We start from the raw sequence: 16,812 nt of genomic DNA on the forward strand, positions 1-16,812 counted from the left end.
CGATGAAACTCTGCGACTTTCCTCTTCTGTCGGGTGAACTTGCCCAGTTCACATGTGACGACCTGGGAGCCGATTGGCAAATCGGTGAGGCCGTGTCAGTACAGGCACACGGCCATGACTATCTCCTCCGCCAGGGCGATTCCGTCTGCGTTGGCAAAGCAGACGGACGCCAAGATCGAACTGCGCTTCAGGTCCAACGAGGCCTGACGTTGTGGGTGTTAAGGCATCGACATGGAGATGTTCTCCAACTTCAATCGCTGGATTTGGTCGAGCAGATCCAGTTGGATATTGCGATTTCTGTTGATGAGGCCATTGCGGAGCAATTGGCCAGCAGGGATGAGATTTCTGCTCCAGACGTACCCACTGCAGTTGGTTGGTTGAATGAGCAATTCATCTCAGCTGAAAAAGCACCGACCGCAGAAATGGATCGTGTTTTTCTTGGCCGCTTCGACAACGCTTCCGATGAGAGTTTCGTTCTGTTTGGTGCAGGCTGGCGCGGCAACGTCAAACGAGATTCTGGCGTGCTGAAACTGATGAGCGTCACTCGTCTCAAGGGGGCTACAGCACGTGTAGCGATGGCCGTTGGCAAGATCTCTTTCCAAGATGCCAGTGTCGCCGTGCGTCTCCAGAGTACAGAGCAACGCGCACTTTTGGATGCTGCGCTGCGCGACAACGGCAGCTACCTACGTTTATGGCAAGAGTATGGTGCGCTCGAATGGGAGCAGGCTCGAGATTGTGCGAGGGAACTGGGTTCTCTTCGCTTCAAGAGTGCGGAGCTCGTCGAAGGTGAACTGTGGGCCTGGTTTCTAAAAGTTGATGCGGATCACCTAAGGGATTTCCGGAAACGATGGAAAGCTTTGGGGCTGGCGAACACGACGCAAGTGGAGCTTGGGGATCGGGAGCTTGATCTTGATTCCGAGGTTGATGACGTGCCGGGCAGAGCTGACCGAGCACGCTGTCGCCCGGTTCGCGGTGTATTGCGGTTCGAGCGGGATGGCGTGGTCTTGGTTCCGAGCCAGGACCGGCGCTCAGAACGCCCCCCAACCAAGGGGTTCATCTACTACTCACTATCGGGTGATGAAGCCGTACAGACCCGTCGTGCACGCGCAAGGCAATCTATCAATGAAGGACGGCGACTGCCGCAACTGAGCTACTTGCTGGAAGGGGTGGCTCCGCCAAGCGCCCGGCGACGTCAGCTCGACGGCTTATCCGCCTACGCCAAATCTTGCTTCAAGGGTGTTCCGACCAAGCGGCAGATTGAGGCGCTGGAGAAGGCGATCAATACACCTGATATCGCACTTATCGTTGGCCCACCAGGAACAGGTAAGACTCAGGTCATTGCAGCTTTGCAGCGGCGCCTTGCCGAAACACTCGGTGAAAACTCGCTGCAGCACCAAGTGTTGATCAGCAGTTACCAGCACGATGCGGTCGATAACGCCCTGAATCGTGCAGAAGTCTTTGGCTTGCCTGCCGTTCGAATTGGCGGTCGAGGGCGCCGTGACGAAGGCGGTGTCGACCCTGTTGGTGTTTGGTGTGAACGCAAACGGAAAGAAATCTCTGTTCGACTCGACACGATTCGGCTGAATGAGCCGCTGACTCAACCATTGGAAGAGCTAGATCGACGTATCACAGCATTGAGACTCGCGAGCATGTCGGCACAGGAACGCCAAACACAGTTCGAGCAAATTGATGTCCTTTTGCGTCAGCTGTTCGATCTAGACGTTCGTCTCCCGGCCCAAATTAAGGACCGATGGGATGAGTTTCTTGCCCAGCAGAAGAGAGTCGAAACCCAGCGTCAGGCCAATGAGCCTGCTGGGCTTGTGCGCTTGCTGAGGGCTCTGCGCACCAGTTCTATCGGGTTCGCCGACGACGGGCCGGACAGAGCTCACCAGCTTGAGCGCACGCTGCGGCGCAGCAACGTCAAACTTCAAGATTCGGAATGGGGCTTGCTCCAGCGACTCTCAACGGTTGCCGATGCCACTGAAGCAGATCTTGCTGAATTGGCTGCGTTTAAGCGGTCCATGCTGGATCGGTTGAGCCCCGATTACAGGCCCCCACAGCTAAAGCAAGCGTTGAGCGGCGAAGCACTTGGTCTCTTGGCCAACATCGAGCACGCAATCGACGCGCCTTTGCGTCAATCTCGCCGTGGCATCTCTGCGGTGGTGGCCTCGTACCACGCGGCACTTTCCCAAGCCCCCAATGAGGCAGTGAGAGCGGTCCGCGAGTACGCCAGCATTGTCGGTGCGACCTGCCAGCAGTCAGCTGGTAAGGCGATGAGCAGTTTGAAAGAGTTGAGCGACCTAGATGCATCAGAAGGAATTGAGTTCGACACGGTTGTCATCGACGAAGCCGCCAGGGCAAACCCTCTAGACCTTTTCGTTCCTATGGCGATGGCGCGGCGTCGCATCATCCTGGTCGGCGACCATCGACAACTACCTCACCTTGTTCAACGAGAGTTGGAAGACGAACTCATTTCGAGACAAAGCCTGACAGAGGCTCAAGCGAAGGCGTATGAGCAGAGTCTTTTTGAGCGGCTGGTGAAGCAGCTTAGGGAGCAAGAGAAAGTCGACAACATCAAGCGCGTCGTGATGCTCGATACGCAGTACAGAATGCATCCGACACTAGGTGACTTCATCAGCAAGCAGTTCTATGAATCTGAGGGATTGGACGTCCTGCACTCAGGTCGGCCTGCGCAGGATTTCGTTCACACGATTCCCGGCTACCAAGGCCAATGTGCGGCTTGGTTGGATGTGCCTCTGCAGGACGGGAAAGAAAAATTCCTAAAACCCGGTTATGAAAGACGGGCGGAGGCAATTTCTATTGCAAAAGAGGTTAAGCGGATTGCAGATTCTTGTGGGCCGTCGCTGAGCATTGGGGTCATCAGTTTCTACCGCGCCCAGTGTGACCTGATACTTGATGCACTGGCTGACGAGGGCTTGGCAGAGGAAGAGGATGGGGAAATCCGGATCGCGCGCTCCTACCGGCAGACTGAATCAGGTGATGAGCGACTGCGCGTCGGCACGGTTGACGCGTTTCAAGGCAAAGAGTTTGACGCCGTCTTCCTGTCCGTAGTGCGAGCTAACGACGTGGTGATTCCCGATCACAAGGAAGGGGAAGAGCGCGAACGATTGCTAAACAGCAAGTATGGGCACTTGCGGTTGGCAAATCGCATGAACGTGGCGATGAGTCGCCAGAGGAAGCTCCTCGTTGCCGTCGGTGCCAAACACATGGCTGAAGGGCCCGAGTCCGAGGAAGGGGTCCCAGCTCTGGCTGCATTCCTCAAGCTTTGCAGAGAGGAGATGGCGCATGGCCGCTGACCGCTATCTTCGCTTTGATGTCCGTCGCCCCCCGGGTGGGCGGCCGCTTTTGTGGCCTGTCCGCGTTTGGAAGGTCCTTTATCCAACAAATCGTGTCCTCAAGTTGAACCTGTTCCAGCAGGCGATCCTTGGACTGGCAAGGGCCAGATGCCAGGACAGTTCGGAAATGGCTGAGTTGCTGGGGCTGGACCGAGAACTGGTGGCATTCATCATTGCAACCCAACTGATCCCGAACGGCTGGATGACCACCGCGGGATCAGTCACCTCTCAAGGTGAGCGTGTCCTCGAAGAGGCTCAGGATGCCAGCGAGGAAGTCCGCATGGGGTACGCATATCAGGACGCGATTTCGGGGAACTGGCTGCCGCGATTCACTGAAGAGCTTCCAGAGATCGAAGCGAAGCGAGTCGATGAACGTGGTTACCCAGTGTTCCTGCGAGACCTCGATTCCGGAAAGGAGGATCGCCCCTTCCGCCTCAATCACTTCCGAGAGGGCGCACTGGATACCGCGGCCCTCTTTGATGCGTTTCAGCGCTATCGGACGGATCACGACCACGCCAAACAGCGTGATGACGAGCTTTCGGCACGTGTCCGCATTGACAGCCTGAGCTTCGTCGAAGATTCGGCGCAGCCGATGTGGTTGTGGACATGGATCTTTCCAGACGAGGCAGGGCCACAACCCTGGTTGGTTGCCGATCCGTTCGGGTTGCAGCAGGCTGCGTCGTGGTTACGCAAACCCCTGCAGGAAGTCTTGCCGCGAAACGATGGACTTGCAAAATACATCGCTGACGCGGTGGGTGAGACAAGATCGAACGATTTATCGGCAGAGGAGTGGCTCCGATCCCTGGAGAACCAGATCGACTTGACACTGCTTGCAGACTACAACTGGTCGCGGAAGGTGCCGATTGTTGAGGGATACCTCGCCAGCGTTCTGAGACGAAGATCCGTGCTGGCCAGTCAGGAGAGGTCTTGGCAGGAGGATGTGACTAGCCTTCTCATTGAGACCCACAACCTGGCAGAAAGCGTGCTGCAGTGGCTGTTGAAAGCGTACCCGTCGGACATTCGTAGATTGCCGCACTGGAAAGACCAGAGGGATTGGAAAGATGGGGAAGCCCAATATTACCTCCAGTTCTTCAACCTTCCTTGCCTGACCGATGACGTAATCAAGCGTTTGTCTGAGCAGCGCCTGGATCAGGTGCGCACAGCGGTGAAGCGCGGTAGCAGTTCGCTCAAGGCGTTGTTGTTTGCAGGACTTCTAGGGACCGTGGATCAAGCATCACATCCCTTCCTCAAGTTATCCGCCGATGAGCTTCAACTGACTCGTCTGCTTGATATGGCTGATGCTCGCAACAAAAAAGCCGGGCATTCAGGTAGCGAGAGAATCGATAGAGAAGAAGCTATGAAACACGCTGACTTTGTCATCGAATGGATTCAAATTTTTAAGGGCTGGTATTGAAATGGCAAAACACAATAAGGGGAACAAAACCCCAGCCGCGCAAAACGCAAATACTGCACAAAGTGCGGTCGCATCGGCATGGCAGAAAGCAACTGCTGGAATTGGCTCCCTTGCATCGCTGGTGCAAGGCGATGCTTCCGCTGTGGCACTCCCCGACTTGGAGAAAGATCAGGTCAGCGAGTTGGATAAGGCAGAGCCCGAGAAAAAAATCGAGCTCGAGAGGTTGTTGGCGGATATCTCTGATGTCGCAAAGAGAGTTCGTGATCTACATGAAGACGCACAGAAGCGCACCGATGACCTGGCTCGCAAGGAGGAGGCATTCTCCCGCCGAAGTGATGAGAACAAGAAGCGAACCGAAGAGATCAACAAACTCGACGAAGAGTTGAAGCAAAGACAAGTTGAGATAAAAAAGTCCGAATCAAGTTTGGCCGATAAGGAGCGTGAACTTGAGAAGCGAGAACTGGATGCGCGTTCCGGTTTTGCCGCCCAAAACGTGGCCGCACTCAGTGATCTCAAGAAAGAAATCGTGGAGCTCGAGTCTAGGAAGACTGAGATTCAATTCGGCATCCTTCAAGCGGAGCAGAAAGCACGTGACGATGAGTCCGCGCGCGCATCCGAAGTGATGGAACGTGAAGCGGAGATTGCAAACAAGGAGAGAGCTCTACAGCAGCAGCAACGGCGACTAGATGCAGAGTGGAAAGAGCTTGAGCGTGAACGGGTACAGATCCGCGAAGATGCACTTCGCGAGGCCAGTCAGGAAATTGCCAGATTGACCGATGCTCGACTACGCGCAGAGGCACGCCTTGAAAAGGTTTACCGCGATTGGACATTGACTGAACAGAAACTAGAGCAATACCGGGAGTTCTCAGAGGCATTGGCTGGTCGGTCTGCCCGCGAGATACTTGACGAGTTGGCTGCTCAGAAACGTCGAGTCACTCAATTGGAAAACCAAATTGCAAACAGTCAGGATGATCAGTTGCAATTTGAGAACGAGGCGCTGCGAAAACTTCGTGATGAGCAAAAGGCTCAACTCGACGAGGTTCATTTTGATTTGGCTGATGCAAAAGCTCAGCTTCATCGCCTCCGCCTCGGCGTGAGTGACAAAGAGAACCTCGAAAGAGAAAAGCGTGCCCTGGAAAAGAACAATCAGATCTTGAGTGCAAGGCTCAATGACTTGGGCAAAACGGTAGATGACCTAACCCAGTCACAGCAATCTGAGAAGCCGTTCCCTCAAATGGCATGGATGGATTCCGCATCCACTGCCGATTGGATCAAGGATCGCAAGGCCAAGGAGTTGAGCCTGCCGGAGCAAGATGTTCCTGATCTGAAAAAATTCTCGATTGAGTTGCAGCACCGGATCGCTCAAGCGGAGGAAGGCGCGATGCTGCATTTCCGTCTTGAAGATATTCAGTTGCTCGTTGCTGGGTTGGCTATGAGTCAGCTTCACATCTTTCAGGGAATCAGCGGCACAGGCAAAACGAGCTTGGCGAAGGCATTCGCAAAGGCGGTGGGGGGACATTGCACTGACATTGCCGTCCAGGCTGGCTGGCGAGATCGTGATGATCTACTTGGGCACTACAACGCTTTCGAAAAGCGCTTCTATGAGCGCGACTGCCTGCAAGGTCTCTACCGTGCGCAAACTGCCGCTTACAAGGATCGGTGCAACATCATCTTGCTTGATGAGATGAACCTATCGCGCCCGGAGCAGTATTTTGCTGAATTCCTCTCGGCGCTCGAAAAGAATGATCCAAGAGACCGACTTATCAGTTTGTCGGAGAGCCAGTTGCCGAACGCACCAGCGCTGCTGGTCGAGGGGCGGAGGATTCGAGTTCCCCATAACGTCTGGTTTGTAGGCACTGCTAACCACGATGAAACCACGAATGAGTTCGCTGACAAAACCTACGATCGTGCTCATGTAATGACACTTCCCCGCCACGAAGCGGGATTCAAGGTGGATCCAAAGCCGAAGGCCAGCTTTAGCTATGGATCGTTGATGGAGCGTTTCGATGCTGCTGTGACACAAAACGCTGATGAGGTTTCAGAGTTGTTGGCGGAGTTGACCACGGGCCCGCTCACGAGCATCTTGCAGGATCGCTTTGACCTAGGTTGGGGTAATCGACTTGAACGTCAGGCCATGCGATTTGTTCCCGTTTACATGGCGGCGGGCGGTCGCAAAGAAGATGCTATGGATCATTTGCTTGCCAGCAGAGTATTCAGACGCGGTAAGGTGACTGGCAGATACGATGCGACCATTGATGATCTAGCCGCGATCGAACAAGCGCTTACTACAGTTTGGAAGGGGTGGAAATCAGAGCCTCGCCGTTCCAAGGCCTTGTTGGCTGAAGACCGTCGCCGTAAGGAACGCGGGGCATGATATTTCTGGACCGCTTTACGGGTGGCAAAGTCAGTCAGCTACCCGACGCGTTTCTGCCGGGACGGTATTGCTTGCTCGAGCCGCTAGTTGTCAATGGACACAGCCACTTGCCGGCTGGTGATCTGCTCTCGGATGACGGCTCAGGTGTCATCCGGATAGAAGACACAGAATCCCAAGTGCTCTCCATCGATCAGACTGACGACGTTCAGGCGGACTCCGAACTTTCTGCGGAGGCGATTATTTCAATCGCCGGAAAAATAGCTCACTCACATGATGCAAATGTCTCGCCCATGCTACCCGCTGAGATGGCCGCACAATGCACGCTCGAAGAGCTCGAGCGAGACTTGGCGGCGGTACTCAGAGATGGCCATCTGTATTCGATATCTGATCGCCCCCGCAGGGACCTTCGGTATGACAATTTTGTTGCTCCTGTGGCGAGAGCTCGACGCCTCGCGAGTTCGGCACTAAGTCACCTGGCATCGCACTCAGATTGCTGGCAGCAGCGTACGCTCAGCGGAGTTCAACCGCGTAAGGTTCTTGCTCGTTTCAGTGAGGACGACTATGCGATCTATGAGAACAGGCTCTACAAGCGATTGCTAGATCGTCTTGATCGACACCTTGCCAGGAGACTGGCTCGCATCCGAGGAGTCAATTCGAGACTGGAACGAGCTTTGGAGTTTCAAGGGTCAGAGCAGACGCATTTTCGACTCCGCCAGGATATTTGTCGCCTTTGGGGGGAGTCATACCTTGATGACAAGACTGGGATGCAGTTAGAGGCAGGAAAGCGCGCTCTCAGCGAGTTGGAGTCTCAGTTACGTGCAATCAGAGGATTGAAGCAACGGGGTCTTTATTCGCTGGTGCCCGCTTCATCTGTAGTCCCGGCCCAAATTCATCGGACAAACATTCTGAATCACGACCCTCACTATCGTCATCTACCCCCTCTATGGGAAAAACTGAAAGACGATCGAGAGGCGCGATTATTGCCCCCAGAAGAGCGCTTGGCACGACAACTGCAACTTCAGCATGCTTACGTCGGTTACATCGGTCTCGTGATCAAGCGAGCGCTGGAGCGCTATGGTCTGCGTAGAGCAAATGGAAACTTTATGTTCAGTTGGGCAGGGAGGGATTTCGTACTCAAGCATGATGTGCATGATTGGGTCCTAACCCAGTCTGACGGGGCTACACTGAGGATCGTACCGATTGCCTGGTTCGGGGCCTCCATAAATTGCAGCGAGAGTCTGGAGGGTGGCCGCATCGTGTGCTGGCCAGGTACTCTAACCAGTGTTGCATCGCCACAGAGTCTTCCCGTTTCACCTCTCGATCTTTATGTCGTGGAGAGGATGGGAAAATTGATCGATGAATGGATGTTGCGGCAATTGCTCCACGAGCATGGCCGAAAACTGGGGCCGTTGCCAACTCCGACCAAGAAACTGACCGAGGCATGGCCGGGACAGTTTGAATCCATTTCTCCAACGCACGTTAGGCTTCTCGCGCCAATCGATGCACAGAGAGCAGCCGAACTGAAGGCATTGCTCAGAGGTTCGGCTAATCCGCAAGTTGAGGAGGCCGTAAGGCTTGCCATAGACCAGATTGCCGCGCTTGCTAAGCTTTGTGGTCATCCGGCCAGATTCGAGCGCGGGCAGGAGCAAGACTTTTACTGTCAGTGCGGCACTTGCCAAACAACTTGGTCGCTCAAGACAATAGGAAAAAGGCGACACTTCTCCTTGCGGCCGAAGGGTGCCTCAAACGTATCAGAGTTGGATAGTTTTATTTGGTCTGGTAGGGATTGGCTGGAGTTCGACCTGGATGTGGCTGGTTGATGATGGACAAATCTCATGAAAATCGAAACGTCTTGGCTCTCGCCGCTGACAGTTACCCTGCCAACTATCTACGATTCGACATTTCTTCTAATGCCAGATCAATGTATTTGTTTGGGCTGATGTGATAAACACCGGTGTCTAGGCGTATCAACTATCCAGGAAGCTCACAATCGTTTTCCCATCACATACATATTGTGTCACGGTCTTCTTGAAGCCGCGGGCGCAAAATGGGCATTCACGCCACCCAAGATGAGTGTTCAAGTCTTCACGTGGGCTGAGTTTTGCTGCGTTATGGTAAACGTATGAATTCAATCCTCGCCATTCCCAGAAGTCGTCCTGTACGACGCCTGGCTTTCCGGGTTTCTGAAATTTGTAAGCCTTGAATCCGTACAAAAGAATATTGTATTCATCATCCGTCAACTCTGACGGCGGTACAGAAAAGTCGAACAATCCCTCCTTTGCAAAATGCGATATTGTGGCTTTCGGCATTACTCTATTTAGGCCAAACGGGGTCATTCTTGCATCAAATGGAGAGAAGCGCTTATCGATCCATTTTTCAAACGGATAAGACTTGAAGTGACCGTAGCCTTTGCAGTAGATGCACGCGTTCCTATACAGATTGAAAGCGTATTTGTCAGGTTGAATACCATCGACTATACGCTCAGCTAAATTAAACAATCTTATCCCATAATAATTAATTGTGGCGGGTCCGGGAAAGTCGCCGTTAGGCAGTGCTACAACGCCTGCTCCTTTCAAAAAAGCTTCATCAAAAGATACCGCCTTCACTAGCATTCTCCAAGGGTCTTCACTTAGATATAGCTCTCGCCCTTTGTACTCTGCAGTAACGGCTTTAAAAACCGATACAGGAACTTTTGGAAATTTTTCAAGATGACTTACTAAAGGGTTAAATAACAGTGGGCACGCTTCGCCAACTGCCTTCTGCAACTCATCGCGAGATTTAAAAAGCCTGAAATTTCCGTCATTTTTCTGAATACTGAAGCGGTTAGAAAATTGCCGCTCAACGTCGAAATTGTTTTGTTTGATATATAGGTGTGGCAAAAATTGAAAATATCGTCCTTCGGAGGCAGCATCCGGTACTCCTGGTTTGGCTGCGTTAAATGCTATTGGCTGTAAGCTGTCTTTGGATGCTTTTATTTCATCAGAAAGCAAAGAATAATTTAGGCTTGGAAAATCTTTGTCGCCCAAGTAGCCTGCAACGATATTGTCTTGATTCTTTTCGCCAATGGCACGACCAAGATCAATAATATAAGTGCTGCGGTAAATAAATTCCGGATTATGTTCTATTGCAATAACCGTTAAGCCGGCCAGGTACTCCAGTAATACCTCGTAAAGTTGTGAAACGCCAGTGCTATCCAAGCCGCGACTAGGCTCATCTAACATCACCACTGCTCGCTCTTTACCAAGGGTGCGTTTGTGCCTCAAAATGAATTTGGCGAGTTTCAGTCTTTGGAGTTCTCCACCACTTAACGATGAGGTAGCACGACCTAAGGTAATGTGAGCCAATGAAAGGGCATCTAAGATCCGACGCACATTGGATAAGAAGCCAAAGGCTTTACTCGTATTAATGTCGAGGATATTGAGCTGAAGGACATCAACGATACTAAGGCCTTCTACTTTGGTAAGTAGAACGTCTGGCTTGTAGCGAGACCCAAAGCATACTCCGCAGGGCTTACCGCCTTCGTTGCCTGAACCGTTGCATACAGGACATGCTCCGCGTGCGTTAAAACTGAAGTCGCTTTCGGTCAGATATGGCGTCGCTTCCCTAGAAAATTCTTTCCGAATATCGTCAAATACCTCAAGGTAGGTGGCAACAATGGATGCGGTTGATTTCCCTGGTGGTTTGCTGTCGAGTTTAACGACAGGCACTTTTGACTCGATAAGCGAGGAATACATCATCTCTAACACTAGGGTACTTTTACCTGCTCCGCTGGAACCTACAACAGCAGTGAAGCATTCACCTGGTATCTTGATGCTCTCCAGTCGGACATTACGTTTAGGCTTTAGGGTCAATGTAGTGAACGACGCGTTCACTTTTGCGGTCGGGCGCTTTACGTGAAACGCGAGTTGCTGCGTCGGCAGGAAAGTAGGGAATGACTCTTTAACGTACCCCCCTTCTGCGCCTGCACCCGGCCCTACGTGTAAAATTCGATCAGAAATATTGTGATAAAGAGGGTTATGTTCAACTACGATCACACAGTTATCGCGTGCCTTTAGCTTGAGGATGGCATCAAGTATTGCGAGATTGTCATGATATTGTAGATTTGCGGATGGCTCATCGAGGACGATAATTTTGCCCGAATGATTGGACATCAACACATCAAGTAGTTTTAGTCGCTGTGCCTCACCTGAGCTTATTGACGATGTTGGTCTATTTAAACCAATGTGGCCGATTGCCAATTTATCGATAACGCTTAGAAAATCATTTAGGCGAGCCAACTCATCCTTTTCCAGCCCCATGCCCGATAGCTCAGAGCGAAGCTCATTAGCTGTCAGATTAAGGAAGTAGTCGATGGACTTGCCGTTCACAAGCACCGCACGCGTTTGATAGCTATAGCCGGACCCTTCACAGGCAGAGCAGTTTGTTTCCTTTAAATACTGCCTCGTATTTTCATCAGTATGGTTCGATAGTAGCTTGTTGGTAAGAATACCAAGTAGCATTTCACGAGCATCTGCGCTCAGGCCGTTAAATGTTTTTGAAGTGTCGATTCCCTGTTTCTTAATCAGTGAAGACAACCCGGTTGGCAAAAATTTGAAGCCAACATACCGACCGGATTTTGTGAGGGGAACGTCCAAGAAGCCATCGTGTAAGGGAGTATTTTTTTTAATTATCTCGTCGAAGTCTGCGGCGATCTTCTTTCCAATTCCACCGCATGCCTTACAGCAGCCTGATCGCGAGGAGGCTTGAGACCTTGAGAACAGGAGAGCCGATGGCTTACGAAAGACGACCCCATCAGGCAAATAGAAGTAGTGCTCGTCAAAATTCAGTTCGACTTCGTCACCTAGGAGCATTACTCCTTCCTTGGCCAGCTTTAAGACGGTGGAATCGTCTGCGCAAGCGTCGAGTGGTACGGATATTTCATAGTTCGACAAGCCGGCCCTTGGTAACTTTGTAAGTGGAATTTCTCGGCGCGCCCCTTTCTTTTCATCGCGGAGAAATACGGCTCGAATTCCATGTTTTCCAAGCGCTTGCTGAACGGTACTAAAATCGATAGGTGAGTAGGCCCATACGACAGCGTAAAGTTTGGCTGTAGGATGAAATCGTCGAGCAAACTGGCGTATCTCGGGAAGTGAAGGTTGTTCAATACGTACTCCCCGATAGACGATTTGGCCTTTCTCAATGAAAATCTTTTGTATTGTTCCTTTTAGCCGACTACGTGTGCCGAACGTCGATCCCTCTGTCTGTGTTAGAGCGCGTTGAGACACAGAAATGCACTCTGGCAATGTAGTCGAGGAAAGGAAGCTCGGCCGAACCGCATATACATATAGTTCGTCGCTCCTCCTCCTTATTGCTTCTTGCCGCCTCGCTTCAGCAGCAATCACTTCGAATACCAGAGTCGATTTTCCGGATCCACTGACGCCTGTGACCAAAACCACTTCGCCAAGTTTTCCAGAGACAGCAACGCCCTTGAGGTTATTTTGCGTTATACCGTCCATGGAAAAGCTAGACATTTTGGCCTTCCTTGCCATATAAATCGAATATTTTTGGGATTATCCGCTTATAGGCAGAGCACATTGGACTTTTGCCGTTGACTCGATATAGCGGACACCCGCCTGCACATATAAAACGATACTCACATGCCTTACATTCGGAGCTCAGCCCCAAGTGCCTAGAATGTCCCCGTCGAATAATAGTAACCAGGTTTTCATCTTCATCAATGGTTCCAAGTGGCGTCCCGTCGTTGAACTCCGTATGACAGAAGTAAATCGACCCATCTAGATACAGCGCGCCTCCTGATACCCCCATCGAACATGGCGTTGCTTGGGGTGAAAGAGTTCTCAAATCGGAAACCACCATTCGGTCGCTAACAGGATATCCAACCCTGGAGGGGGCACTCAGTATCTTGTCCACTTCCACAAAGGAATTTTCAAACTCGTCCGGTCTAATATAGCCACCTTTGGCATCGGAGATACGAAAAACCAGGTCGTTGTTAACAAGCCATTCCACCAATTCTGCCATTCCGTCTGCATTTTCCGATGTTGCCGTAACCATCACCGCGGGCTTAATGCCATTTGCACGGAGGATCTCAAGGTTTCTCATTACTACCTGGAAGGATCCGCGGTTGCTGGTAGGAAAAATGCGGCTTTTATCGTTATAGGTGGCCAATCCATCGATTGACACAGATATGCCGAAGTTGTTTTCCTTAATGTATTCGACGATTTCTTTATTTAGGAATGTAAGGTTAGTAATAATCCTGACATTTAGAGTGATCCCAGCATCGGCTAAGGTTAGTTTAAGTTTTATAACATCACCGCTCCAGTCTCTAAATGAAAGGAGTGGTTCGCCACCAGCAAGCTTAATAGATATTGTCTTGAGTCCCCTGACCGCCAAAAGCTTTTTGCTAAATAGGGAAAAAAGATCGTGGCGACGAGTCCTTTTGCTGTTTAGAGATGGGATGTAGCAGTAAGTGCACGCAAGATTACACCGGTCACTAGTTTGAATCCAAAACTGGAGACTTTCAGCAGAAGGCTGATGCCAATTTTCCTTTGCATCACCTTTGGAAACCACCCCATCCTCTTCCAAACGAGATAGTATTTCACGATCACTGTCGCTAGGAAAATATGGCTTGCCAAGGATCAGTTTCTCAATGATTGGAAGTGCTCTGTCATCTATTACCAGGGGCTGATCGCCTACACCGTCACGTGTAATAAAGTTAATGGTTCCATACCCGTGTACAGACCGCTTATGTAATTTGACAGCAGGATTTAGGAAATAGGTCATAGATCAAATCGAATCGTTGCCATTTCTCTAGATCTAAATGAGTTGCAGGTAGAGTCAAAGGTTAAGGTGCACTCTGAACGCCGGTGCAGAGCAGAATGGTTAGATATGATTAGCAAATCGCCCCTGTCTAATACCAGGTTTTCTGCGATTTCACCACAAACTGCCTCTATTGCAGCTTTGAGCGGCAAGTTATCAAATGCACTGAGTTTTCCGTCTGCCATAAGCGTGGTGTGCAATTTTAAAATGGATTTGCCGTCAAGCTGATTTAGGATAGGCACGCTTATTGGTAATTTGCCGGTAAATGTGTAATCGACACCGATTGTCATCAGGTCGGTTTCCGAGACGCCAAATATTGTGTTAAGCCGCTCAACGAATGCATGAAGAGGAACTACTTGATTTCGTCCAAACAATGGGTGCCTTGGATCCGGGTGTAAGCACAATAAGGCAACAAACTCTGGCGGTCGAGCTTGAAACATGAAATCTGTGTGGTATCCGCCGCATGTTGGCTGTTCCGACAGATTTTCACTGTATGGTAAAACGCGGAACTGATGAACGAAACTTCCGATGCGGTCCGAGTAAAAGAGTTTTCCGCCAGAAATACTGCTTAATTCGTATTCGAGATGAACTAGATCGGTGCCGAACCCTCTTATAATTTGAAATCCATCGCGTCGAATTTTTGAAAAATCAACTCTAAGCGGCCCAGCCGGTGCTGATTTTTTCACCAGGGCAACTACATTCGTTTCGGGAATTTGATCGTGCATAAGTTCAGGGATCGAGGGGCAACCACACATGAAAATGTGCTCCCGGCAGTTGGTACGGGAAGTTTCGGGATTAAGTATTGCCTACTCACGTAGCTGCAGTGAGTCACAACGTGCCCGGATACTGCCGGGTTAAGAACGAATCAAGCGGCCTTATGGTCGGTAAGACTTGAAGCTCCAACCTCTGTAAGGTCTATATGGCATGGGCATACCTGAGGGCACTTTTGTGCTTCGCGATTTGGACCATACAGTGCCTCGCCAAAGAGTTCCTGCCACAGAGTCTCAGACTCCGTTTGCACTTCAATCCATTGCCGTTTGTTGTCTTCGCCAAGCATTCCGAAGTACGGAAAGTGATGCAGATATTCGCCGAAAAGCTCGTCGCAGTCTCGCATATAAGCTCGGGTATCGAGTATATGCATATGCCAAATTTCGTCGATATCACCGTTTGGCACTAACTGAGTCCCCCCAAGTGCTTTCGTTACCGCCATGTAGCGTCTGTAATTGAGTACAGCGACTTCAGCTCTACACAAGTCCCATGTGCTGCTCTTCGTTTCAATGATTTTCTTGATTGCAAGGTCAAAATTCCAGGCTTTGGTGGCCTCGAACGCCTGCATAAAGACATCTCTATCAAATTTTCCCGCCTTCATCACATCTCCAAATCGAAATTGTCAGACAACACACAGAAGCATCAAACTTCCGCATCCGTGATACCCGCGCGGAATACTTTAACTTACATTTCAATTTCTCACACTTGCGATGCGTAATGTTCCCTTCACTGTGCGTCGATCCGAGGCATCCGGAATGACGGCAATGTCGAAGGTCGGTAAGGATGAGGGCTCATAGGCCTGATTCGAAACATTTCCATCCAGTTGCTGCGGGATTCCACGAGCGGGTGTGCAGAATGTAAGGGGCTGTTCTGCTGGTGGCGCCATAGCCACCGCATTATTCAGTGATTTCCGTACTCGCTCGATAACTGCCCCTATGAGTAGCGCCAGTGATACTACGAGCGGCAACGCCGTCGTTGATCAGGTCAGGGAATGGCTCGGGAAGCTAAGCCCTGAGATCTGTCCTGGCGGCATGCTTCCACTATCTCAGAAGATAAGCCAAATGATGGCTTTACTGTCAATAGTGAAGGAATTGGCGAATCGTAGCCATCTGCGGGAGGGGGAAATCGGATCTGTGATGACTTTGATCTAGAGATACAGGTACTCCCCGCTAACGAGACCGCAAGGTCGAAGATCAGTGGGTCTCCTGGGAGCCTGGGGCGACCTTCGTCGCACTGTTTTAAACTTTCTTGTTGTGATCTACCGACGGATCGTGGTTGATCAGTGGCTGTTACAGACCGCCTAGACTTTTAAAGTGAATCTGTGCCCCGTGGTTGCTAGTGCGGTTGTTACAGACTTTCTTGTTGGGATCAGTGCCCGCCGAAACCTAGGACAAAGCTAAGTCCGACAGACTATATTCCAAGACGTGCAATGACGAATGCAAATCTTCGTCGCCCCGACAGACTTTGCGTCACTGTTACTAAGACTCCTCCCCTATACGACACAAAGGCTTACGGGCAACAGTTCCGACAGACTTTATTTGTTGCGATCATAGCGGAGATTAACGCACGAACGGGTAGGGCACTTTCCCCTGCTACGGTTCGGCTGGATCTGGCGCTGCTTTCCGACCTGTTTCGCATTGCGAAGAACGAATGGGGTATATGCAACGATAACCCTGTCGCCAACGTCCGTAAGCCAAAACTTCCGCCTGGCCGTGATCGACGCTTGGCTCCTCGTGAAGAACGGATGATCATGAGGCATTGTTCCCAGCGGGGCGCGCATGAGATGAAGGCCATTGTCCAATTGGCATTAGAAACTGCTATGCGTCAGGGGGAGATTCTGGGGGTGTGCTGGGAGCACATCAATCTGAAATCCAGAATTGTTCATCTGCCCGACACCAAGAATGGTTCCAAACGTGATATCCCGTTAAGCATGGAGGCTAGGGATATCCTGGCGGCCCAGAGGGTGAAGCTGTCGGGGCGAGTCTTTAGCTATACGAACAACGTACGGATAAGTTTTAGCTGTTTGAACGATACCTGCAAGTTATCTAGGATGGACAGGAAATTGTTCAGTAGGAATCGTCATG

General features: G+C 51.0%; 9 protein-coding genes. 5 read left to right on the top strand and 4 right to left on the bottom strand.

Annotation, left to right across the window (positions count from 1 at the left end; genetic code table 11):
- Positions 1-2 precede the first annotated feature (2 nt).
- Genes AZSI13_RS04710 through AZSI13_RS04725 form a run of 4 tightly spaced genes read left to right on the top strand, consistent with a single transcriptional unit; the run spans position 3 to position 8,964 of the window.
- The gene (locus AZSI13_RS04710) at positions 3-3,317 is read left to right on the top strand and encodes a DEAD/DEAH box helicase (protein ID WP_109040001.1); all 3,315 of its coding nucleotides are present in this window, start codon (positions 3-5) and stop codon (positions 3,315-3,317) included.
- Positions 3,307-4,770, top strand: coding sequence for a hypothetical protein (locus tag AZSI13_RS04715; protein WP_109040002.1), 1,464 nt, complete (start codon positions 3,307-3,309; stop codon positions 4,768-4,770). Before AZSI13_RS04710 ends, AZSI13_RS04715 begins: the two co-directional genes overlap by 11 nt.
- A gap of 1 nt (position 4,771) precedes the next feature.
- Positions 4,772-7,144: an AAA family ATPase gene (locus AZSI13_RS04720; RefSeq protein WP_109040003.1), complete on the top strand. Its 2,373-nt coding sequence runs from the start codon at positions 4,772-4,774 to the stop codon at positions 7,142-7,144.
- Entirely contained in the window at positions 7,141-8,964 is a 1,824-nt protein-coding gene (locus AZSI13_RS04725; protein ID WP_109040004.1) for a DUF2357 domain-containing protein, read from the top strand. Before AZSI13_RS04720 ends, AZSI13_RS04725 begins: the two co-directional genes overlap by 4 nt.
- A gap of 147 nt (positions 8,965-9,111) precedes the next feature.
- Here the strand turns inward: AZSI13_RS04725 and AZSI13_RS04730 are convergent, their stop codons facing one another.
- The 4 genes from AZSI13_RS04730 to AZSI13_RS04740 all read right to left on the bottom strand — a co-directional run bounded on the left by AZSI13_RS04730 (position 9,112) and on the right by AZSI13_RS04740 (position 15,329).
- Positions 9,112-12,654, bottom strand: a complete 3,543-nt coding sequence (locus AZSI13_RS04730; protein WP_165833309.1) for an ATP-binding cassette domain-containing protein — start codon at positions 12,652-12,654, stop codon at positions 9,112-9,114.
- Positions 12,647-13,924: a radical SAM protein gene (locus AZSI13_RS04735; RefSeq protein ID WP_109040006.1), complete on the bottom strand. Its 1,278-nt coding sequence runs from the start codon at positions 13,922-13,924 to the stop codon at positions 12,647-12,649. The genes AZSI13_RS04730 and AZSI13_RS04735 overlap by 8 nt, the downstream gene beginning before the upstream one ends.
- On the bottom strand, positions 13,921-14,685 hold the full coding sequence (locus tag AZSI13_RS17215; RefSeq protein WP_133247264.1) for a taurine catabolism dioxygenase TauD: 765 nt from the start codon (positions 14,683-14,685) through the stop codon (positions 13,921-13,923). The genes AZSI13_RS04735 and AZSI13_RS17215 overlap by 4 nt, the downstream gene beginning before the upstream one ends.
- 140 nt (positions 14,686-14,825) lie before the next feature.
- The gene (locus AZSI13_RS04740; protein WP_109040007.1) at positions 14,826-15,329 is read right to left on the bottom strand and encodes a hypothetical protein; all 504 of its coding nucleotides are present in this window, start codon (positions 15,327-15,329) and stop codon (positions 14,826-14,828) included.
- Positions 15,330-16,157: 828 nt separating this feature from the next.
- Here AZSI13_RS04740 and AZSI13_RS04745 point away from each other — a divergent pair.
- Positions 16,158-16,812 (top strand): site-specific integrase (locus AZSI13_RS04745; protein ID WP_235609656.1); only part of this gene is annotated, 655 nt, incomplete at its 3' end.

Origin of the sequence: Azospira sp. I13, assembly GCF_003112695.1 — a bacterium.
Taxonomy (GTDB): domain Bacteria; phylum Pseudomonadota; class Gammaproteobacteria; order Burkholderiales; family Rhodocyclaceae; genus Azospira.